Origin of the sequence: Leptospira kanakyensis (genome assembly GCF_004769235.1) — a bacterium.
Classification (GTDB): Bacteria; Spirochaetota; Leptospiria; order Leptospirales; family Leptospiraceae; genus Leptospira_A; species Leptospira_A kanakyensis.
On sequence record NZ_RQFG01000005.1, the window covers coordinates 300,781 to 323,025 of the forward strand.

General features: G+C 39.9%; 24 protein-coding genes. 7 read left to right on the plus strand and 17 right to left on the minus strand.

The window, feature by feature from the left end; genetic code table 11:
- The first annotated feature begins 22 nt into the window (after positions 1-22).
- From EHQ16_RS01955 to EHQ16_RS01970, 4 genes are read left to right on the plus strand one after another with little or no spacing between them, the layout of a single operon-like run.
- Positions 23-1,237 carry a hypothetical protein gene (locus EHQ16_RS01955; RefSeq protein WP_135636864.1) on the plus strand — a complete coding sequence of 405 codons (1,215 nt, stop codon included), beginning with the start codon at positions 23-25 and terminating at the stop codon, positions 1,235-1,237.
- On the plus strand, positions 1,218-1,883 hold the full coding sequence (gene ung / locus EHQ16_RS01960) for a uracil-DNA glycosylase (RefSeq protein WP_135636862.1): 666 nt from the start codon (positions 1,218-1,220) through the stop codon (positions 1,881-1,883). The genes EHQ16_RS01955 and ung overlap by 20 nt, the downstream gene beginning before the upstream one ends.
- The gene (locus tag EHQ16_RS01965; RefSeq protein WP_135636859.1) at positions 1,873-2,760 is read left to right on the plus strand and encodes a DMT family transporter; all 888 of its coding nucleotides are present in this window, start codon (positions 1,873-1,875) and stop codon (positions 2,758-2,760) included. Before ung ends, EHQ16_RS01965 begins: the two co-directional genes overlap by 11 nt.
- A complete protein-coding gene (locus tag EHQ16_RS01970; RefSeq protein ID WP_135636856.1) occupies positions 2,757-3,053 on the plus strand; it encodes a 4a-hydroxytetrahydrobiopterin dehydratase in 297 nt (98 codons plus the stop codon). Before EHQ16_RS01965 ends, EHQ16_RS01970 begins: the two co-directional genes overlap by 4 nt.
- A 56-nt stretch (positions 3,054-3,109) precedes the next feature.
- Here EHQ16_RS01970 and EHQ16_RS01975 read toward each other — a convergent pair whose 3' ends face one another.
- Positions 3,110-4,036: a porin OmpL1 gene (locus EHQ16_RS01975; RefSeq protein WP_135636854.1), complete on the minus strand. Its 927-nt coding sequence runs from the start codon at positions 4,034-4,036 to the stop codon at positions 3,110-3,112.
- Positions 4,037-4,259: 223 nt separating this feature from the next.
- On the opposite strand from EHQ16_RS01975, the gene EHQ16_RS01980 reads away from it, so the two are divergent.
- The 3 genes from EHQ16_RS01980 to EHQ16_RS01990 are packed head-to-tail and all read left to right on the plus strand — an operon-like array spanning position 4,260 to position 6,127.
- Positions 4,260-4,781: a hypothetical protein gene (locus EHQ16_RS01980; RefSeq protein ID WP_135636852.1), complete on the plus strand. Its 522-nt coding sequence runs from the start codon at positions 4,260-4,262 to the stop codon at positions 4,779-4,781.
- 46 nt (positions 4,782-4,827) lie between these two features.
- Positions 4,828-5,913, plus strand: a complete 1,086-nt coding sequence (carA, locus tag EHQ16_RS01985) for a glutamine-hydrolyzing carbamoyl-phosphate synthase small subunit (RefSeq protein ID WP_135637348.1) — start codon at positions 4,828-4,830, stop codon at positions 5,911-5,913.
- A 28-nt stretch (positions 5,914-5,941) separates the two neighbouring features.
- Positions 5,942-6,127 (plus strand): DUF5808 domain-containing protein, encoded by a 186-nt coding sequence (locus tag EHQ16_RS01990; protein ID WP_135636849.1) that lies wholly within the window; start codon positions 5,942-5,944, stop codon positions 6,125-6,127.
- Here EHQ16_RS01990 and EHQ16_RS01995 read toward each other — a convergent pair.
- From EHQ16_RS01995 to EHQ16_RS02070, 16 genes are all read right to left on the minus strand, one after another.
- On the minus strand, positions 6,089-7,132 hold the full coding sequence (locus tag EHQ16_RS01995; protein WP_135636847.1) for a hypothetical protein: 1,044 nt from the start codon (positions 7,130-7,132) through the stop codon (positions 6,089-6,091). The two genes, EHQ16_RS01990 and EHQ16_RS01995, sit on opposite strands and share 39 nt — an antisense overlap.
- A 9-nt stretch (positions 7,133-7,141) precedes the next feature.
- Positions 7,142-8,566 carry an MBOAT family O-acyltransferase gene (locus EHQ16_RS02000; protein WP_244241879.1) on the minus strand — a complete coding sequence of 475 codons (1,425 nt, stop codon included), beginning with the start codon at positions 8,564-8,566 and terminating at the stop codon, positions 7,142-7,144.
- The gene (locus tag EHQ16_RS02005; protein ID WP_135636845.1) at positions 8,553-10,721 is read right to left on the minus strand and encodes a GAF domain-containing protein; all 2,169 of its coding nucleotides are present in this window, start codon (positions 10,719-10,721) and stop codon (positions 8,553-8,555) included. The genes EHQ16_RS02000 and EHQ16_RS02005 overlap by 14 nt, the downstream gene beginning before the upstream one ends.
- A gap of 1 nt (position 10,722) precedes the next feature.
- Complete coding sequence (locus EHQ16_RS02010; protein WP_135636843.1) at positions 10,723-12,972, minus strand: hypothetical protein; 2,250 nt, start codon at positions 12,970-12,972, stop codon at positions 10,723-10,725.
- A gap of 9 nt (positions 12,973-12,981) precedes the next feature.
- Positions 12,982-13,197: a hypothetical protein gene (locus EHQ16_RS02015; protein ID WP_244241880.1), complete on the minus strand. Its 216-nt coding sequence runs from the start codon at positions 13,195-13,197 to the stop codon at positions 12,982-12,984.
- Between the two features lie 128 nt (positions 13,198-13,325).
- Positions 13,326-13,706: an ATP synthase F1 subunit epsilon gene (gene atpC / locus EHQ16_RS02020; protein ID WP_135636838.1), complete on the minus strand. Its 381-nt coding sequence runs from the start codon at positions 13,704-13,706 to the stop codon at positions 13,326-13,328.
- A 5-nt stretch (positions 13,707-13,711) separates the two neighbouring features.
- A complete protein-coding gene (atpD, locus tag EHQ16_RS02025) occupies positions 13,712-15,118 on the minus strand; it encodes a F0F1 ATP synthase subunit beta (protein ID WP_135571323.1) in 1,407 nt (468 codons plus the stop codon).
- A gap of 21 nt (positions 15,119-15,139) precedes the next feature.
- Entirely contained in the window at positions 15,140-16,009 is an 870-nt protein-coding gene (gene atpG, locus EHQ16_RS02030; RefSeq protein ID WP_135636836.1) for an ATP synthase F1 subunit gamma, read from the minus strand.
- Between the two features lie 11 nt (positions 16,010-16,020).
- Positions 16,021-17,535 carry a F0F1 ATP synthase subunit alpha gene (atpA, locus tag EHQ16_RS02035; protein WP_135599993.1) on the minus strand — a complete coding sequence of 505 codons (1,515 nt, stop codon included), beginning with the start codon at positions 17,533-17,535 and terminating at the stop codon, positions 16,021-16,023.
- On the minus strand, positions 17,532-18,095 hold the full coding sequence (atpH, locus tag EHQ16_RS02040) for an ATP synthase F1 subunit delta (RefSeq protein WP_135636833.1): 564 nt from the start codon (positions 18,093-18,095) through the stop codon (positions 17,532-17,534). Before atpH ends, atpA begins: the two co-directional genes overlap by 4 nt.
- Positions 18,092-18,616 carry a F0F1 ATP synthase subunit B gene (locus EHQ16_RS02045; RefSeq protein WP_135636831.1) on the minus strand — a complete coding sequence of 175 codons (525 nt, stop codon included), beginning with the start codon at positions 18,614-18,616 and terminating at the stop codon, positions 18,092-18,094. Before EHQ16_RS02045 ends, atpH begins: the two co-directional genes overlap by 4 nt.
- A 2-nt stretch (positions 18,617-18,618) precedes the next feature.
- Positions 18,619-18,903: an ATP synthase F0 subunit C gene (atpE, locus tag EHQ16_RS02050; protein WP_002975055.1), complete on the minus strand. Its 285-nt coding sequence runs from the start codon at positions 18,901-18,903 to the stop codon at positions 18,619-18,621.
- A 48-nt stretch (positions 18,904-18,951) separates the two neighbouring features.
- Positions 18,952-20,031, minus strand: a complete 1,080-nt coding sequence (gene atpB / locus EHQ16_RS02055; protein ID WP_425269950.1) for a F0F1 ATP synthase subunit A — start codon at positions 20,029-20,031, stop codon at positions 18,952-18,954.
- A complete protein-coding gene (locus tag EHQ16_RS02060; protein ID WP_244241881.1) occupies positions 20,000-20,488 on the minus strand; it encodes a hypothetical protein in 489 nt (162 codons plus the stop codon). The genes atpB and EHQ16_RS02060 overlap by 32 nt, the downstream gene beginning before the upstream one ends.
- Before the next feature lie 130 nt (positions 20,489-20,618).
- Positions 20,619-21,635, minus strand: a complete 1,017-nt coding sequence (locus EHQ16_RS02065) for a DUF5018 domain-containing protein (RefSeq protein ID WP_135636827.1) — start codon at positions 21,633-21,635, stop codon at positions 20,619-20,621.
- 242 nt (positions 21,636-21,877) lie between these two features.
- On the minus strand, positions 21,878-22,243 hold the full coding sequence (locus tag EHQ16_RS02070) for a MarR family winged helix-turn-helix transcriptional regulator (protein WP_409035605.1): 366 nt from the start codon (positions 22,241-22,243) through the stop codon (positions 21,878-21,880).
- Between the last annotated feature and the right edge of the window lie 2 nt (positions 22,244-22,245).

A 22,245-nucleotide genomic window follows, 5' to 3' on the forward strand; every position in this document is an offset into this window, starting at 1 on the left:
AAAGGTCTAGAGCAAGAAAAAGATGAATTGGAAATTTAGAATCCGAAAACCACAAACTGGAACGGCCCTCAGTTGGGAGTTGTATTTTCCACCGGGAACTGCTACCTGGGTTGGTGATAAAGTAAAACAAATTTTGAATTCGGTTCCTTTACCGAACCAACCAGAACCAAATATCCGTGTATTTTCAGAAAAAATCAAATTAGAAAATACAAATTCCCATCAAATCGCCTATCTTTTGTTTCATGGTCTATTCATCCGAGACCTTCGCCTTGTGATTGGACGCACAACAGATTGGGACAAATCTTCTGATCTAAGGGAAGAAGAGTGGGACCGGATCCTTACGGAATCTGTTCCCATCGCAAAACCATTGTTTTCTGATCCAAATACAAAATTTTACGAAATCAAAGAAAACCTTCATATCAGTTATTTTGAAGATGAAATTACTGTTTCCTTATCTCTCCTTGGAGAACCAGGATACAAACGTGGGATCAAAGCAAATTTTCCGACGAGTGCACCTGTTCCAGAAGACTTAACACAAATACTAATCCAACAGTGTTTGAATCATTTTTTAATACCCAAAAAAGATATTGTCGCACTTTATGTTCCGTTTGCCGGGACATTAACTTTTGCCACCGAATGGGCGTTACAAGAAGAAAATTTCCCACTTTTATCATTACCTAGAGATTTTATATTTTTTAAACTGAATCTTTTCCCAGAAAAATCATTCGAACATTTCAAAAAGAAAAGAAAAGAGACTTTTTTAACTTCAGAGCTACATTCCACACCCATTGTCATCCAAGACACTGATCCTGCTTTAGAAAGTTACTGGGCAGAAGAATTCAAACGTTGGAAAAAAATAATCAAAGTAGAAAATTGGGATCATAGTATCTCTGATTTTTTTAGAACCTTTCCTGTTTTGCCCGAAGGGAATTCTGATTCTTCCCATTATTTTTTACCTTTGAACCCTCCTTACGGACTTCGTAAACATGAACGAACGGGCCCAGAAGAGAAACTCTATTCCAAAATTGGGAAACGATTGGAAGAACTTCTCAAACTAACCAAAAACCAACCCAAGTTATTTGGATTTATCCTTTGCCCCACAGAAGAAAAATGGAGTGATTGTATGAGAGAACTCCGTAATTTCAATAAAAAAACAATCCATGTCACTCATGGTGGGATCGACTTACGAGTATTATACTTTCATTCGGAGGGAAGACTTGAAAGACGTTCAAATTGAACCAGGTTGGAAAGAAGTCCTTCAATCCGAATTTGAAAAACCATATTTTTCTACCTTAAGGGAATGGATCAGGGAAGAATATAAATCTAAGGTTGTTTACCCACCTGCAAAATTAATTTTTAACGCTTTTGACTCTTGTCCCTTTGATAAAGTGAAAGTTGTCATCCTTGGCCAAGATCCTTACCACGGCCCAGGGCAGGCCCATGGACTTTGTTTTTCTGTAAATGATGGTGTTCCCTTTCCTCCTTCTTTACAAAATATATTTAAAGAAATTGGGGAAGACATACAAAAACCCATTCCTAAAACAGGGAACCTCACACGCTGGGCAAACCAAGGTGTACTTCTGTTAAATGCTACTCTTACAGTTCAAAAAGATAAAGCAGGGTCTCACCAAAACAAAGGTTGGGAAGTATTTACTGACGCAACCATCCGTATCTTGGCTGAAAAAAAATCTAACATTGTGTTTTTGTTATGGGGATCTTTTGCACAGAAAAAAGAGATCCTCATCCCACCAAACAAACACTATGTGTTAAAATCAGCGCACCCTTCCCCACTCTCGGCTTACAGAGGATTTTTAGGAAACAAACATTTCTCAAAAACAAATGAGTATTTAGTTTCCCAAGGAAAAGAACCCATTGACTGGTAATGAGAAAAAAGGATATTTTTACGTTTTCCTAACAGGAGTTTTTTTTGCTTTTGAGGTCATCGGTTTCAAAGAAATCTTTAGGAAGTACAATACAGAACCTGAGATAGCTGCTCTATTTGGAGTGGGATTTGCTTTTATCATTGTAACTCCTTATTTTTTATTTTCCAAAAAAAGACAATCCAAAGTCATCACTACCATCAAACGGGATGGACTCATTTTAACGTTAGGAACCATCTCCAATGCCATCGGGATTGTTTTGTATTATTATGCTCTCAGACAAACAGATTTAGGACCATCTGCCATCCTGATCAAAACCACTGTTCTTTATAACGTGTTACTGGGAGTATTTTTCTTAGGCGAAAAATTAAAAGGGAGAGAAGTCTTCGGTATTTTGATTGCCGTTCTTGGAATTTATATGATCTCCACTTTACAAGGCCAGATCAAATTAGTTTCGGCATTTTTGATTTTACTTAGTGCCTTTCTCTTTGCGATCCAAAGTTATATGATCAAAAAATACATTCCTGAAATTTTGGGACTTGAGTATGCTTACTTACGTCTTTTCCTCCTGAGTATATTTTTCTTTTTATACTCTTTATACATTGGCTCATTCCATATTCCAAATATTTCAGTCATAGTCATCCTTGGATTATTTTCATTACTAGGGTATTTTTTAGGACGAGCCTTTTATTTTGAAGCACACAACCATTTACCTATTAGTAAACTCAATGCCACACTCTTGATAGAACCCATTTTTTTAATGTTTGTTGGAATTTTGTTTATGAAGGAACCATTTGATAGTCAAAAATTAATTGGTGCAGGTTTTATCCTTCTGGGATTGTATTTGATTGTTTTTCATAAAAAGAAGGTGAAACCATGAGAGAAAAACCAACCAACCTGACAACTATCGAAATTCAAAACCTACTAGATACTTACCAAGAATGGAAACTGGAAACAAAGGATGGTGATTCTTTTTTTTACTTTGAAAAAGAATTCCCCTCATTCAAAGAAGCATTTGTTTTTATCACAAAACTAGCATTAATTTCTGAATCTCTAGACCACCATGCTGAAATTTGGAATGTTTACAACAAACTGCGAATCAAACTTTTTACGCATGATACAAATTCACTAACGACAAAAGATAAACAATTCATCACCCAACTGATGGCATAAAAAAAGCCGGGGTTGGAAACCAACTCCGGCTTTCGTCTGATCAGTAAAAAAACTGATTAGATTTCGAGTTTGTAACCTACACGGTAAGTTTGTCCACCGATTACTACTGGGTAAGCAACCCAAGGAGCAAGAGCAGAAGCACCACCGATAGAAGAAACTCCACCCACTCCCATTCCTGCAGAAAGAATAGTTTCTAGTTCGAAGAAAAGGTGACCTTTGTCAGTTACTTTTGTTTGTGCACCTACGAGCCAGTTGAGACCGATCCCGCTAGCACCAAAACGTACGTTTTCTTTGTGGATTCCTGGACTTGGAGCATCACCAAGAAGTGTTCCACCACCAGCACCTAACAATGGACCACCGTTACGTCCCATCCCTGCAGTAAAACTTTCTAATGCTGGGTTGTTGATTGTTCCAGAAACTCCCCACCATCCTTGGAAGTAGTTCACACCAGCTCCCACGTAGATTGCTGTGTCATTTGCTGCATTGTATAATTTGATACCAAGGTAAGTTGGTACAGTCCAAGCAGTATAGTGCCACTCTTGGTCTAACCATTTGTATCCCATAACTGTAGAAGACGTCTCACCACCAGCGATTTTAGTAGTGTAGTTAACGTTGATTCTCCAGAAAAGGCTATTGATTCCAAAGATCCCTTCTTTTTCGTAACCTACGTTAAGGTTACCACCGACCATAGCTCCGCTAGTTTTTGCACCTACCGCACCACCAGTCGTTCTCTTTAAGCTGATCAATGTGTTTTCTGCATAGATTGCTTTTTGAGGTGTTCCGTAAGGTTGGCCAGAAGCTGTAACTCTGGGTTGGCCAGAATCAAGACCATCTTTAGTGATGGTTCCACCGAGTTGAGCTAGGTCAAATTGAGCTCCAAGACCGATCATAAAATAAGAACGAGGACCAGATTGTGCGCTTAAGCTACCAGCTAAGCACAATAATAAGAACCCCATCATTCCAAAACGTAGAGATTTCAGCATTGATGATTACTCCTTAGTGAGTTGTTTCCTGAATTTTTTTCGTACCTGTGGACAAACGAATGCAAGTGAGCAGTCGTTCGTACCGACAATTGCAATGAAACTAGTGCTTCTCATAGGATTTGTCAAATAAAATTGTTAAATCTTAACGAAAATTGTGTTAAATGTGGTAATTCGAATGAGTCTAACGCCGTCTAAGCAACTTTTCCTTATTTGCAGATTAATCTTGCTTTTTGTTCTGTTTTCCACCGATCTCTCTCCTAAAGAAAGGAAGGTAATTCGTTTTTCAGGCGAATTGGTGCGTTGGGAGGCACAGAGCCCGGAACCACAATTCCGCTATTTGGACAGCACGAGCCTTCGTGAAAAAACCATATTTTGTGATGCCGATACCATGCGCCTAGCATTGGGAAATCAGCCTTACGAAAAACGCCATATTGAAGGAAAGGCCACACAAGTTTCACCCACCTCAGACATTTGGCTCTGTGTTGGGAAACCGCATATCTTCCAAAAATACCAAGTCTCCGTGAATTCTCCTAGTTCTCAGGGAAAAAGGATCCAGGGACAGGTCATCGAGGCCGATGGAGAAACAGGCCAAATCGTCTATCTTGTCCGAGGGAGACGGTCTTACATGACCATAGAGCCTTCCCTTGCCAAGGAAATGGCGGAATCCCTTTCCCGAATGCAAACCGTGGAAATCGATGGGGACTACCATTACGACAGGATCAAACGATATTACATCAAAGACTGATGAATTTTTGTTCGTCATTAGGACCTGATTCTTTGGAATGGATTTGATGCAGGCTTTTTTGGTTTTAGCAAACGGAACGGTCATGAAGGGCCGATCCTTCGGTGCAAATAAGAATTCGATTGGCGAGGTAGTCTTCAATACCTCTATGGCGGGATATCAGGAAATCATCACTGATCCTTCTTATAAAGGCCAACTCGTGACCCTAACCTACCCCATGATTGGGAACTATGGAATCAATCCAGACGATATGGAATCAGACAAGATCCAAGCTTCTGGACTCATTGTCAAAGAATATGTAAAACGACCTTCCAACTTCCAATCCAAAGAAACACTCAGTGAGTTTCTCATTCGATTTGGGGTTCCTGCCATTGAAGGGATTGATACACGAAAGCTAACACGCATTATTCGAAATTCTGGAGCAATGTCTTGCGGAATTTTTATCAGCGAAACTTATGAAGATTCTTTTTTGGAAGCAGTGAAAAATGCACCTTCCATGGAAGGCCAAGATCTAGCACAAGTGGTGACTTGTGAAAAACCATATTTGTTTGGAGCTCATTCACCTAGTAAATTCAAACTTGCTGTTTATGATTTTGGAATCAAAAGAAATATCTTAAAACTTCTCGACTCAGCTGGATTCAATGTACATGTTTTTCCTGCGAAAACCAAAGCAGAAGATTTGTTAAAAGATGGATTTGATGCCTATTTCCTATCCAATGGACCGGGAGATCCTGCCCCCCTTGACTATGCAATTTCATCGGCAAAAGCCATCATGGATGCCAAAAAACCACTTTTTGGAATCTGTTTAGGGCACCAAATCATTGGACTTGCATTGGGCAAAAAGACAGCCAAACTAAAGTTTGGTCACAGAGGTGGGAACCATCCTGTCCGAAACGAAGAAACGGGAAAAATTGAAATCACTTCCCAGAACCATGGCTTTCATGTGTTAGGTGAATCTTCTAGCGATATGCCGATTACAAGAATCAATTTATTCGACAATACAGTGGCAGGTCTCAAAACCAAGGGTTTACCGGTAATGGCAGTTCAATACCACCCAGAAGCTTGCCCTGGACCTCACGATTCCGCTTATCATTTCCAAGAATTTTATACTATGGTAGAATCCTCCAAATCCTAGACTTAGGTCAAATAAGGGAGGCAAATTCATGTCATACAATGAAGATAAAAATTTCTGGGGAATTCCTTACGGAACCGAAATCTCAGCAGAAGCTTTTGTAAAAGATATCTGGGATCCTAGCACAGAGGAAATCCTTACACCAAAACAATTTTTTGGTCTTGGTTGGGGGATCAACCTACATGCCCTGGGTCGAAGAGTGGGCGTGATCAAATAAAGCGCTTTTTAAAATTAGAGACAACACATCTCTTCCTTTTTGGTTGAGATGGGTTAAGTCCGCAAAATACTGATACTGATCTAAAAACACAGATCGAAAATCAAATACGGCAACCTGCTCTTTGTTAAAATCTGCGGTTACCGTTTTAAAAATCTCATCACTGACAACATTAGCATTCGTTTGAAGGATGTCTTTTTCCATTTTTGGCGAAAATGGAATTCTAAGAAAAACAACTTTCACTTTTTTTTCCGTCCATAGTTTTGCAAGTTCACGCCATATGGTCACAGAAAGTTCTCGTTTCCCCGCTAGAACTAAGGAACTCTTATCTGGGAATTCTTCTTCCTCTTGCAAACTTGGGTCTTCACCAATTGATTTCCATACCCAAGAACCTTGTCTTTGTTCCATACTTTCCCTAATGTATAAAAACTCTTGTTTCCTTCTCGTTACATCGGCCTGTGCAGCCGGGTCATAAACCAATCGATTTAAATTTGAACTTAGTCCGAAATAAGGGAATACAAGAATTACGATCTTCCAACTTAGATCCGTTAGGTTAGTGAAATATGCTTTTCGAACTAATGGATGGATGATACTTTCTTTTGTTAAATTTCCAAAGGAATAAAACAATTGCCGATTCGCATCGGTCACTGAGTTTTTACTAGTATTTAATGGAGAAAGATTCACATACACTTTTCTTAGTTTGGGAAGTTGGTGGATGAGTTCTAAGGAATCAACAAGGATTCCCTCTGGTTGTTGGCTAGGTTTAGGAAAGTATAAAATATCTTCCGAAGACAGGCCTTCGACTTCTGCAAAAAAATCAGGAGAGATTCCACTGACGATCTGACTATCTCCTAAAACTAAAATTTTTGCCTCCTTATTGATTTTTCTAGTTTTGGACAAATACCAATAAGAAGAAGTGGTTTCACAATAAGGAATAAACCATCCCCATGTTAGGTGCATAAAAATAGAGATCAAAAACAATGTGAATATAAAATAACGAATTTTCATAAATTTAATTTAAAATTGAAAATAGAAAAAATCCTGTTTCCCAAAAGGGGAAAATAACGAAAACCAAAAGAACAAAAAAGCGAACAGAAAAAGAAATGAATATGGTTTGGTGGAGATAAAAAAAGTCGGACGTTCCGTACTTTTCCATTCTTGCCAAAAATCAAAAACAAATAAAGGAATCAAAGTGATCACTATCATCATTGGGATGGATGAAAGTTTAGGAAAAAAAGATAGGTTTTCTAAAATCAATTTGGTTTCCGAGGGAGAATTGATTCGAAATAACAGTAATCCCAGTGAAAAACTATAAAAGGTAAAAATAGTTCCAAGTATAGACTGAAGCCGGTTTCCTTGTTTCACTAAACCGAAATGTTTCTGACACCTATATAAAACCAAACAAAGACCTAAATAAACTCCCCAAATCACAAACCCATACCCTGCTCCATGCCAAATTCCAGCAAGGAACCAAACAACCATAAGGTTTATATTTTCTCTAAAAAATCCATGTCTATTTCCACCTAACTTTATATATACGTAATCACGCAGCCAAGTAGAAAGAGAGATATGCCATTTGGACCAAAATTCAGCGGGATTGGAGGAAAAAAATGGTCTTTTGAAATTGTTCATCAAACGAAAACCCATCATTTCGGCAAGACCCATCGCACAGAGAGAATATCCGAAAAAATCGGCATAGATTTGGAAGGCAATGACAGGAGCTACGATCCATAAGATTCCAGGTTCTAAGGTTTCAAAACCTTTTGCATGAATTTCAACATACCTAGAAAAAGGATCCGCAATGGTCGATTTGATAAACACTCCCCAAAGAAATAAAGAAATCCCATTCCAAATATTTTCTTTTAGAATGATTTGTTTCGATTCGATTTGCGGGATCAGGTTACCCGGTCTTTCAATTGGCCCAAGTAATAAAAGTGGAAAAAATAAATCATAAATCGCAAAGGTAAAAAAGTTTTTACAAGGAAGAATTTTTTCATCATAAACATCTATCAAATAACTAATGTTATGGAAGGTATAAAAGGAAATTCCTATAGGCAATAAAATTTCTGGTTTCCATTCCAAACCGGGAAACCCAAACCCAACTTTTAAATCACCAAACAATTCCCAGACAAAAACAAAGTATTTAAAAACACCAAGATAAACTAAGTTAGCAGTGATCCCTAAAACAAAGGTTCTTTTCTTTGTTTTTCCAGTGAGAAGAGTGAGATACCTTCCGAGACTATAGTTAAAAACTACTGAAATAAAAAGTAAGAAGGTGGCATTTAGATTCCACTGAGAATAAAAATAAACCCCAAAAGAGAGGAGTAAATACTTACGTATCCTTTCCGTTGCAAAATAATAAATTAAATAGAATACTAAAAAATGCGATAAGAAGGAAATCGAATTAAATAACACGGCTGTTACTTGTTTAGGCTTCTTCAACCATTTCCAAAAACTGATTTTTGTCCTTAGTATCATGCGGATACGATAAATTTAGCACTCGATAGGTTGCACGGAATGATCCAATGATCGAATCTTCTTTTTTTGCAAACGAAGATTTGATTTTTTTGATCACAACATCAGTTTCTTCTTTGTCTTTTCCGTGAAGAACCATAGCAAATTTTCCTTGTCCCACGCGAGTAAAAAAGTCCAATTCTCCGATATGATCCATCATTGTTTTTCGTAGAACATCCGCATAACGGGCAAAAGTTCCTGCTCCGACCAAATGAACCATTCTGGATACATTCTGAATTTTAAAGAGAGTCACAGTAAAATTTGTATTCATCTGTGAAGCTTTTTCGATTTCACTTAAAATTCGTGATTCTAATGGATTGAATGGATTTCTAAATAAAGCTTCTTTTTCTTGAAGAATGAGTAAGTTTGCAAAAACGGGAGCAGATGTTTCGAGTAATGTAACTCCTACATCTCTTGTTGTATCAGTCCATGCTGTTCCCGTTGAATGGACGATGATCATACCTACAAGCCAATTCAAATTGATGATTGGCAAAATTGTGAATTCACTCATAATCCCTAATTCATCGTTTGTGAAAATGGATTTTAATTCGGAGTCTTCTCTGAAGTTTTCTAACCGGTAAACACCAGGAACGTTGGAAACCATTCCCACAATGTCAGAGTCTTTACTTAATTTGAAGTCTTTTGTTCTTTCTGGTAATATGAAATTAGAACCAAACACAATGTAGTCGGAGCGTGTTTCTGAATCTAAAACTAAAAAGGAGAATTGTTTTACACCAAGTTTGGTTTTGATATTTTCTATAAGTAAATCATAGGCTTCATCCATTTTACGGACACGAGCAAAATCACGGGCAAATCGTAATACAGATTCATTAATTTCAATCACTTCTTTAGCTTGGACTAAATCGTCATTGATCGATTCAAATTCGGATACTCTTTCAAAAACCGAACCTGCAATATCACCTACGATTTTTGCAAATTCTAAATCGTCGGTAATGTATTCTTCACCGTTAATTAATTTTCCAAGGGAAATCACACCAAAACATTTTTCGCCATGACGGATAGGCACTAAAATTTCAGAACCCATTTCAGTGAGTAACTTAAACTCTCTATCCGGCAAACGAGAGGACTTAAATTCTCCTGCATAAATGACTGTTTCTGAATCAGAAATCCGTGAATAGATTTCGTCATTCGGGGAAAGATACCAAGAATCTTTTGATTGAACCCCTTGTGCAGTCACTGCCTCCCATTTAGGATTTTTGGGATTCGTAGAAGTGAGAACCACAACTGAGTTACAACCCACTTGACCAATCAAACTATAAACTAAGTTATCAAAATAATCTGAAAACTCTTTGGAGGAAGCTATTTCTTTAGTGATTTCAAAAATGGCCTGGTAGTTTTCTATACGTTTTTTGGAAGCCAAATGATACGACATTGGTGCTGTACCAAAATCAGATTCATCATCAAACAATACATCTTCTCCAATCGGAGCTGGATCATCTTTGGCAGGCCTTAAGGGTTGTTTGGCGGCTTCTTTTTTAGCGTCGTTTTCCCACTCATCAAATATATTTACTTCCGGGAGAGGGGCATCGGGCTCAGAAATTTCATCGTGATAATCTCGATCAATCAGATCATCACCTAGCCCTGGTTCTTCGAAATTTGGTATTGGGGTTTCAGGTTCTGGTTCTGGTTTGATATCTAATTCAGGCTCAGGTTCTATTTCGGAATCCGCATCTTCATCAGCAATTGGTTCGTAATCACCAAGTCCCTCTTCTAGATCATTTTCCAATTGTGGTAACGGATCTTCGTCCCATGTATCATCACCTAACTCACCAAAGTCTGCATCCGTCAACTCAGGAATGTCACTGAGGTCAAACTCCTCTTCTCCATCGGGACTAGGGAGGTCGCCAATTTCAGTAGCCAGTGAATCTGAAAAACTATCGTCTAACCAATCGGAGTCGGTATCCGAAACAGGGACAGACTCTTTTTCTTGAACTAAATTTTCCTCATGGAATTGTTCTGCTTTTTTTAATAAAGACGGTTTGCCTAAGTTAGGTGTAGAAGATTTTGAAGTCGAGGAACCCGAAGTTTTTTTAATTTCTTCGGCTCTGTCGAGAAGTCCCACTTTATAACTCCAGTTCTTTCATCATTTTTTTGTATAACTCGAAGTATTGAGATTTCGAGAATTCGCGGATCACATCATCAGGAAGGTTACCAAGTAAATTGTCTAAATATCCTAATACTTTTTTGCGTTCCCCAGCAGATAAGTTATCTCCACCTGCCTCCGCAAGTGCTTCTTCAGTAGCGGGTTTGGCTTCTGGTGCAGATACATCTGATTTACGAAGTTCTTCCAATGGAGAAAGTTTTCCTTCCATTGCATATTCGTCTAAATCAACTTCGTATTCTTCTGATTCGTCACTTGCAAGTGTAGGAGTTCTTGTTTCTTTCGGTAATTCAGGTGTTGATAAATCAAAACTATCATCAATCGCTGTGTCAGAACCAAAATCACCAAAGTCGGTTTCGGATTCATGTTCAACTAAATCATCACCGCCGAATGACGCTAAATCAAAGTCAGCTGGTTCTTCTTGGCCAGTTTGTTCTGATAAAGAAACTTCTTCCTCTGGAAGGTCTGCAATGTCTTCTAATCCTTCCCCCGGAAGTTCCTCACCTAAAATTTCATCTAAACTTTCTGCAGATAGAGTGATGTCTTCACTTTCTTCCTCTTCTTCTGACGCAGTGATATTTTCTAGTTCCTCCATTGATAAAGCAATGGATTCATCTTCTTCATCCTCAGCCAGTAAGTCTGACTTTGGTGTTAGCTCTTCTTCATAAGGGAGAGGAGCTCGGTCTAAACTATCAACAAGTTCCTCTTCGGAATTTTCTTCTGCATCAGATGCAATGGATTCTAATTCTTCCATAGAAAGAGCGATAGGGCCTTCATCCTCTTCCTCGGAGGACTCAAATCCTTCCATTTGGCCTTCAAGACCTTCTTCTGAACTCTCTGGTTCTTCGAGATCCGATTCAGGTTCTCCTAAATCAAAATCAAAGTCATCACCGAGATCAGTATCTAATTCATGATTTTCTTCTACTTCAGAATCTTCGGTTTCTTCAACCGGATCACCAGCAATGATATTTCCAAGTTCGTCTGGGCTCAGTGTGATGGACTCATCTTCTAACTCTTCGTTAAGGATATCAGAAGTTGGTTCTTCGAATTCTTCTATGGCTTCGCCAGAAATATTTTCTAATTCTTCTAATGATAAGGTGAGAGGGCCTTCATCCTCTTCTTCTTCAGATGATAATGCAGTTTCTTCGTCTTCTGGTGTTCCGAAGTCACCACCTAACAGATCAAATCCGCCTTCTTCTTCATCGGTAAAACTTGGAAGGTCAGATCCTTCATCTGATGTTAAAAATTCTTCTTCTGAACCAAGAGATTCTTCTAAACTCGCTTCGCCACCTGCACCTAAAATACTACCTAACTCTTCATCAGAAAGAGTGAGGTTTTCATCTTCTTTGTTTTTACCGAAAAGTTCTTCTTCTTCTGGATCCACAAGTGGTTGGAATCCTGCTTCCTCTTCTTCCTCATCACCAAGGCCTAAATCATCTTTAGGTATAAAAGAATCTTCTTCGTCGTGATCTGTTAAATCAAATTGTGGTTTACCCTCTTCATCAAAAGCGAGGTTTGTATCAATCTCTGAATCATCTAAATCTAAATCCAGATCAGAATGTTCATCAATTAAATCATGTTCGTGTTCTTCCTCATCTTCGAAATGAGAACGTTCTGGTTCTCCAGAATGTTCTTCTTCTTCCAAAGTGCCGGCGATGTTTTCTAATTCTTCCATTGAAAGAGAAATTGGACCATCTTCCTCTTCTTCCAAATTTTGTTTGGATTTTTTGGAAGTTAGAATTCCATCTTCCCCGTTGAGGATAGACTCGATTTCTTTATCAAGATCAATTAAATCATCATCGAACTCTAATTCAAGATCATCATCTTCGAGATCGTTTTGGTTATGAAATTGTTTTGGTTTTGAAGGAGTATTTTCTTTTTCAGATTCTTCTTCATAATCGGAAAAATCAGCATGAATGTCTTCATCATGTAAAATGGGGTCTTCTTCCCCAAGTAAGTTTAAATCTGAATCTAAGTCTATATCTAATAAATCATCATAAGAATCTGAGGAAGCGACCAAACCTGAGATGGAATCGTCTTCATCATCAAAAGCGGAAATATCGTCTAGGTTTGGAGCTTCAATTCCAGGTGATACATCCAAATCATCATCACCCATATCAAAATCATCCAAATCCAAGGAAAACGAATCTTCATCGAGTATAGGTTCGATGTTTTCTAGATCTTCGTTTTTATTCTGTTCTTGATCCGCCATTCGCCTCGATTACCGTTTTCCCAAATTTAGTATCTGGCCATCCTCTAACGGCTGTTCCAAGATACTGTCCTCCGTTTTGATTTGCGTTCCGGGTATATATCCACCCGCCATTTCAACCAAATCCTTTCCGTTCGAACCTGCATCCAATGTATAAAATCCAGGATTCACTACTGATCCTTCAATTTTAACACGAACCGGTTTTTCAGAATAGATTCTTTTTCGCAAATCAGGGTTTTCCTTTAAGTAATAGAATCCGGCAAATAGTATCGTTACCAATACGGAACGTCGAATCCAATCTATAGCCAAAGGAAATCCCCCTCTGGTTTATTTTCGGCAAGAAGGGGGGAAAAAAATTAACGTTCGTGCAGTAAAATGCGAACTTTTGCTTTCTTTAGTAGAATTTCTTTGTCTTTGGAAAGTGGAAGGGCTTCCGCTTCCTCGAGGAGTTCCACAGCGTGGTCATGAGACAAATCGTCTTCAGAATCCCCACCTTCGGTGAGCACTCTGATTTGGTCATTTCTCACTTCACAGAATCCCCCATCAATGGCGATTCGGAATTCTTTTCCGGCAGTATGCAATTTGATCAGCCCAAAATCGAGTTGGGAGACTAGGGTCGCATGGCCTGGTAAAATTCCAAAATAACCCACAGAACCCGGCAGAATCACAGATTCTGCCTTGCCCTGGTAAAGGATTTTGTCAGGAGAGATGACTGTTAAAGTCAGTTCTTTACTCATCCTGATTAACCTTTGAGTTGTTTCGCCGCTTCGATCGCTTCGTCAATCGATCCGACCATATAGAATGCTTGTTCTGGAAGTGTGTCATACTTACCTTCGATGATTCCTTTGAAGGAACGGATGGTATCTTCCAGTTTTACATACTTTCCAGGTCGACCAGTAAACTGTTCCGCTACGTGGAATGGTTGTGAGAGGAATTTCTCTAAACGACGAGCACGAGATACTAGAATTTTGTCATCCTCAGAAAGTTCGTCCATACCAAGGATCGCGATGATATCTTGTAGGTCTTTGTATCTTTGAAGGATTCTTTGTACTTCACGAGCCGTGTTGTAGTGCTCTTCCCCAACGATTTGTGGGTTCATGATCCGTGATGTGGAATCGAGTGGATCCACAGCAGGATAAATCCCTTTTTCAGAAATCGCACGAGATAATGTCGTTGTCGCATCTAAGTGAGCAAACGCAGTCGCAGGAGCCGGGTCAGTTAAGTCGTCAGCAGGAACGTAGATCGCTTGCACAGAAGTGATGGAACCACGAACCGTGGAAGTGATCCGCTCTTGTAATCCACCCATCTCTGTAGAAAGGGTTGGTTGGTATCCTACCGCAGAAGGCATACGACCAAGAAGGGCCGATACTTCAGAACCTGCTTGAGAGAAACGGAAGATGTTATCTACGAAAAGTAAAATGTCTGATCCGGATTCATCACGGAAGTTTTCTGCCATAGTCAAAGCAGAAAGTGCGATACGAAGACGAGCACCTGGTGGTTCGTTCATCTGACCAAAACAAAGAACCGTTTTGTCGATAACTCCCGATTCCTTCATCTCGTTCCAAAGGTCGTTTCCTTCACGAGTTCTTTCACCCACACCAGCGAACACAGAGTAACCACCATGTTGTTTTGCGATGTTGTTGATAAGCTCTTGAATTAAAACTGTTTTCCCTACCCCAGCACCACCGAATAGTCCTGTTTTTCCCCCTTTGATATAAGGAGCAAGAAGATCGATAACCTTGATCCCTGTTTCAAAGATCTCAGTTTTAGGTTTAATTTCTTCGTAAGAAGGAGCATTTCTGTGAATTGGCATCTTTTTTACGTCTTTAGGAAGGTCACCGAGTTCGTCGATTGCCTCACCAAGTACGTTAAAGATACGACCAAGAGTTTTTGTTCCTACGGGAACAGAAATCGGAACTCCTGTATCAATTACTTCTAATCCTCTTTTTAATCCGTCAGTGGATTGAAGGGAGATCGCACGAACTGTGTTGTCTCCAATGTGCTGTTGCACTTCTGCAGTAATTGTTACGTCTTTGCCGTTAACTTTAGATTGGATTTCTACGGCATTGTAGATTTCAGGCATATTCCCGGACTCAAAACTGATGTCCATTACCGAACCGATGATTTGTTTAATTTTACCTTTATTCATATATACTCCGAAAGACCTTTGTTAGGAGATGGCTTCCGCTCCCCCTACGATTTCTGAAATTTCCTGCGTAATTTTTGCCTGACGAACTCGGTTGTATCCGCGAGTCAGAAGTTTGATCATCTCACCAGCAGCATCCGTAGCCGCTTTCATCGCCACTCTTCGTGCAATGTGTTCGGAAGCTACTGACTCTAAAATGATTTTAACAAAAGTTGTTTTGATCACCATAGGGAGTAGGTTTTCCAAAATAGTTTTTGGATCCGGCTCATACAAAACCTCTGGGCCAGAAGATCCTTTGGAACTTGTATCTTCCATTGATAAAGGAAGAACTGTTGTGATCTCTGGTTTTTGAGTTGCTGCCGAGTAGTAATGAGTGGAAATAATTTCAACAGAATCTACCGATTCGTTTGCAAAACGTTCCATAAAATAAGAAGCAAGATCGTTCGCCTCTTTACTTCCTGCTTTGTCATCGATATTGGTATGTGTTGTTACCAACTCAACTTTTGCAAATTTAAAGAAGGCTATTGCTTTTTTTCCTGCTGCGTGAACTTCTACTTCCACACCTTTTGACTTCAACTCTTCGATACGGTTTTTTACCATACGAAGAAGGTTGGAGTTAAAACCACCGCATAACCCACGGTTTGCGGCAATTGCAAGGATAGCAACTTTACGGATTTTGTCCGGCTTCCTTAAGTAAGGGCTGTGGATGATCCCAGCAAGGCTAGACAAAGAAGATACTAACTCACGAGTTAAATCAGCGTATGGTTTCGCCGCGTTAACCTTGTTAGTCGCTTTTTTTGCCTTCGCCGTGGAGACCATCTCCATGGTTCGAGTGATTTTTCTCGTGTTTTTAACCGAGTTAATCCTCTTTTTTATCTCACGCGGTGTCGCCAAGATCTTTCCCCTTAGTTATTCTTTGCTAGAAAATGTTCTACAATCGATTTGATTGTTTTTTGCAGAGCTGCTTCTTGTTTTACTTCTTTGGCAGTTCTAATTTCTTCCAAAATTTCAGAGTGTTGTTCTCTCATCGTTTTCAAAAGGAAAGCTTCAAATTCTCTTACTTTTGCAGTAGGAACAGCATCCATAAATCCTTTTGTTACAGCGAAGATGGAAATCACTTGTTCTTCTACTGGAGATGGTGAGTTGTTTGGTTGTTTTAGAATTTCAAGAACTCGGTAACCACGATCAAGCTGAGCTTGAGTTACTGGGTCAAGTTCTGTTCCTAACTGTGCAAACGCTTCCAAGTCACGGAACTGAGCCAAATCTGACTTGAGAGTTCCTGCTACTTTTTTCATCGCTTTGATTTGTGCCGCTGATCCAACCCGTGATACAGAAATCCCCACGTCCACCGCAGGGCGAAGGCCCGATGCAAATAGGTTGGACTGAAGGTAAATCTGACCATCAGTGATGGAGATTACGTTTGTAGGAATGTAAGCAGATACTTCCCCTTCTTGCGTTTCAATGATTGGAAGTGCTGTCATAGACCCACCACCGAATTTATCATCAAGTTTTGCTGCTCTTTCAAGGAGGCGAGAGTGAAGGTAGAATACGTCCCCAGGATATGCTTCACGACCTGGTGGGCGGCGAAGTAAGAGTGACATTTGTCTGTAAGCTACGGCTTGTTTCGAAAGGTCATCATACACAACGAGTGTTGCTTTTCCTTCTTCATACATAAAGTATTCAGCCATAGTCGCACCAGAGTAAGGTGCAATGTATAACATGGGAGCAGGTTCTGATGCGTTTGCAGATACGATGATCGTATACTCAAGAGCACCTTTTTCGCGTAACATTTCGATGGTGGAAGCAACAGTAGATGCTTTTTGTCCAATCGCTACATAAACGCAGATCACACCTTTACCTTTTTGGTTGATGATGGTGTCGATCGCGATGGAAGTTTTTCCTGTTCCGCGGTCACCGATGATGAGCTCTCTTTGTCCACGTCCAATTGGGATCATTGCATCGATTGCTTTGATACCAGTTTGCATTGGTTCATGAACTGATTTTCTCATCGCAATCCCTGGAGCTGGAGACTCAACAGGTCTTGATTTTTTAGCGTTCAGTGGTCCTTTTCCGTCGATCACTTCCCCGAGTGGGTTAAGAACTCGACCGAGAAGTTCTGGTCCTACTGGAACTTCGAAGATCTTTCCTACACGTTTAACGGAAAAACCTTCTTCAATTTTAATATAATCACCGAAGATTACAACCCCAACGGAGTTTTCTTCTAAGTTGAAGGCTTGTCCTCGAACACCGTTTTGGAATTCAACAAGCTCTCCAGACATTACGTTAGTGAGTCCGTAAACTCTCGCAATCCCGTCCCCTACTTCGAGAACTGTTCCGACTTCTTCAACTTGAAGGTCTTTTTTGAAGTTTTTAATTTCTTGTTTTAGTACCGACGTTACTTCGTCTGTTTTAATTTTCATTCAAATGCTCCGACTGGGATTTTCTTTTGGAGGAGAGCCTCGCGAGTTCCGGCAAGTTTTGCACGGATCGAGGCATCGATTAAAAAGTCGTCTATAAAGATTTTGAATCCACCAATAAGGGTTGGATCCGTTTGTTCTGTAACACGTAATTCGCGTTCGAACTTGGAAGAGATAGACTTGGTGATTCGATCTACGGCTTCTTTGCCAAGAGAATCTTTGGAAACAATGCGAAGAGAACTACGATTTTTAAGTCGATCCACTCCTGTTCTATAATCTTCCAAAATATCCTTGAGGAATAGAAATCGATTCTTACGAACCACAAGTGTAATGAAGTTGGCAACGATTTCCGATGCCTTCCCTTGAACTGACTTTTCAGCAGTTCGTTCTTTCTCAGAAGGATCAACTAATGGAGAAAGGAAATAATGGCGGATTGAGTCATCGGAAAAGAAAACATCAACCAAAGCTGACAGTTCCTCTTCTGTTGACTCAAGTGAGTTAGCTTCCTGAGCTAACTCCAAAAGTGCCGTTGCGTAAACCTTTGAAATTTGGTTCAGACTCATTTTATTTTAAGTTTATCGAGTTTTGCGATCTCTTTTTCGACAAAGGAAGCATAGTCTTCCTTCTTCAATTGTTTCTCCAAGATCTCACTCGCGATGAGAACGGACATTTCCACAATTTGGTTTTGCACTTCAGATAAAGCTCTGCTTTTCGCTAAATCAATTTCGCGAATTGCGCTGTCTTTAATGCCTTTCACTTCGTTGTGTGCTTCTTCCGTCAATTTTGTGCGGAGAGCAACTGCATCTTTTTTAGCTTCATCTACAATTTTATGAGCTTCTTCCGTCGCTTTGAAGAGTTGGTCTTTGTATTCTTTTAAAGACTTTTCTGCTTCTACTCGAAGGGTTTCTGCTTTGTTGATATCGCCTTGGATGCCGGAAGCACGTTCTTCGAGAGCATGAAGGATCTTGTCCCATGCAAATTTTTTAAGAACGAAGACAACAACTGAGAAAGTGACCAGGGTCCAGATGACCAGACCCGGATTGACTTTCAGCAAATTGAAGCCGGAAGCCGCAAGGATAACCAAGACTATTGTCCTTGTTCTACTTTAGTGGCACCAGCACCAATTGTTTTGTCAATTGAGCCATTGAGTTTGAGCGCGATAAGAAGAGCGATTACCACTGCGAAAAGTGCTGCACCTTCAATCATACCTGCTGCTACGTAAAGAACGAGTTGGATCTTTCCCGCTGCTTCTGGTTGGCGGCTAATGCTTTCTGCCACTGATCCACCAATTCTACCAATACCGATTCCTGCACCAAGTAATGCAAGTCCTGCTGCGAGTCCTACTGCGATGTATCCTAAACCGAATTCCATTGTTTTCGTTTCACTCCTGTGTGTTTTATAATATAAATAAAACCAATGTTAATGTCTATGCATCACAGTTCCGATGAACACGGTTGTGAGCAGTGAGAAAATGAACGCTTGTAAAAAGGCTACAAGTAGTTCTAAAAAGTAAATGAGCACCGAACTGAGAACAGATACAGGTGCGATGAGCCAACTTTCGCTCATAAAAATAAACCCAAGTAACGCAAGGATCATTACGTGTCCCGCAGTCATGTTGGCAAGTAACCTCATGGTTAATGCAAAAGAACGAGCAATATGAGTTACAATAAACTCTAAGGCCCACATCAGCGGCCAAAGTGGGAGCGGCACTCCCTTAGGAACGGCATGTGCTACGAAGGAAATCCCTTGGTAGGAGAAAGCTGTTCCGTAGATTGTCAGTAGTGTAATGGATGCGAGAGAGAGTGTGACACTGATGTCACCAGTAGGTGTGATCCCTGACCAAATTTCTCCGAAAGTATGGAGAGAATGCGGAGTGTGATCCACTGCCCCGACTGCAACAAGTGCATCAGATGCGGCAACTGTTAATTCCCCGATTGATGGAATGAGGCCAAACAAGTTACAGAAAAGGATAAAGAAAAACAAAGAAAAGATGTAATGGTAGTAAGAATGGCCGTGGTGGTCAAGAGATGCATCCACAACATTTTCTTTTAAGTAACTAACAAAAGCCTCTACACCCGATGTGAATTTGTTATGAACTTTTTTAGGGTTTTTTGAAATCAAATTGGCTGCAGGGATAAAAACGAGGAACAAAAAGAAACAAGCAATCCACATCATGGTCACTCGTTTTGTAATGTGGAGGTCAAGTCCACCTACATAATGGTATTTTACGCCGTCATGGTTCACGAAAACATCGTGGTTTTCGGCATCAAAACCAGGTTGTCCTTCTGTAACAATCGTACCACCAAAGTTGAGAGGGAAGATAGGAGCATCACCCAAGTGGTGTGCCATGACTTCACTGAAATCGAAGCCCTCTTCAGAGCCGTGCCCTTCCGAATCGTTTGCAAAAACATTCGTAAAACTAAGGGAAAAAACTAATAAAAATGATAAAAAAAACCGATATTTAGACTTATTTTCCACTGAAATAGCTCGCAAATACAAGGAAAAGAAGGTGGACGAAATAGGCAATTAAAAATCCAGAAGTTGCCTCAAAAGGGTACTCTAAGACCTGTAAAGCAGTCAAAATGCCCAGATTTAGAAAAAAGGAGAGAAATACGGTAAAAAAGGGGAACCCAGACTCAGACAATGCCGGAATTTTTCTAGGAAGGAAGCGAAGTTGCAAGATGGCCATTTGGATGGCAAAGGACATGGCACCACCGAAATAGAAAATCAAACGGTATCCATCCGCCACCAAACCAGCAGTTAGCGGAAGACTTAGAATGAATATAAGAAATAAGTAACTGAAATAATGAAGATGGAACCTTTTGAGATTGATGGTATTTAGATCCATTGGTTCAAGATGGGAGGTTGGGGATTTGTGGGCAAGTAGGAATGGGGGTGTTTGGGGGATCGGAAGGTAGAGATCCCCGCCCATATCGAACTGGGTGGGGTTAACCACCCGCCACCCAATGGTTTCCGTATATCACATGTTTGTTGGTTTGTAACGAAAAATCCAATACTTCCAATTTTTTTATAAAAGAAAGTTCATGTTTTTGTCTAATGATCAAAGAAGAAGTCTACTTTGAATTTCACATTGGCGAAAGCCCATATTTAGTATTCAGATAAAAGAAAACTTTTTCCACATCTTCTTCTGAAAGATTAGTATTGAAATACAGAACTTCTGCAATATCAGCATCAAGATTTCTATTTCCTAATAAAACACGACCCTGGCCCGATGCTGAAGTATAATCAAAATATGTATTTAATGCAGACTGTCCTATCAATTTCCCGTTCCGATACTCACGAGCGTCCGAAAATAAAGTTTGCACAGAACCAATTGAAATGAATTGTAACTTTGGAATAGGTAAAGCCGAAACAGTCGTACAACCAGTACCACTACGGCAAACCAAGTATTCGCCATTTGGATCATTAATAGCAATCTCCCGACCATAGGTATCACATAATCGTAACAAAGTGATTGCGGCACCAACTGAAACTAGCCGCTTAACAAAAAATGTACTTCCACTATTGCCTGCATAGAGTCCAACGCCACCACTTGGTAATTCAATTTCCGATCGTAGTACACTTCTGAACTCAACGACAGGATAACCATTCACTTGGTTCTTTCGAAAGAATGGCCAATAATCCGAATTAGCTTGAGATATATGATTCCCATATCCACTAACATCTGACCAGTTTGCAACCGGATCTCCATCATTTAATGTTAGCTGGTCGGCCTTAAACCAAAGTCGGAGAGAACTGGAACCCAACACTCTTGGTGCCACCATTTGAACAGTGTATTCATTTTTGCTTCCATCCGTTCCGGTCACAATGTATTTTAATGGAGAGTTATAGTCATTAGAAGTCACCCCACTCGTTTGCGGAACATCATTCACAGAAACAGAGACACCGTTAGTCTTAAAATTAGCAACATAAGAAGAGATTGTAACGATTGATTCTGAAGTGATTACAATTTGGTTTCCATTGATGATCCCAGTCACTCCTAAACTAGGGATTGAATATTCTAAAATTTCTTTACCGGCTGTTAGGAGGTATATTTTATCGCAAGTCGTGCTGTTATCCGAAGTTGCCCATTTAAAGAACAAAGTGTCTATAAATTTTTGCCCATTCGGGTCGCAGGGATTTTCAGAAAAAGGATTTTTGCAAGAAACTATGAATAGTAAGACGAAAAAGCAAAGTGACGAAAATAGCCTCGGCATATACGCAATGAACCTTCGCTTTCGCAGGTAAAAATGGAAGTGAACCTAAACGATGTTAGATCCTTTTCGGGTATCGATCCAACGTCAAGAATAAAGCAGAAAATTATTGGTAGAAATTTCGTTTTCTTTCAAGTTTGACCAAGTTCGTCCAAAATTGCTTTTAATTGGATTGCTTGGTTCTCTTCAATCCCAGACAAACAAAAAATTTGTTCTGGTATGGCTTTTGCCTTTTCGCGTAAATGTTTACCATTCTTTGTGAGAGACACAACCACAACTCGCTCATCATCCAGACTTCTCGTTCGCTCGACAAACCCACTTTGTTCTAATCTCTTTAACAAGGGAGTTAATGTTCCAGAGTCCAACTGTAGACGTTCTCCGAGTCCACTGACTGTAGCTTCTTCCTCTTCCCAAAGCACCAACATAACAAGGTATTGTGGATATGTCAGGCCCACCGCGGCAAGTAACGGGCGATAGATCTTCATCAAACGATGCATGG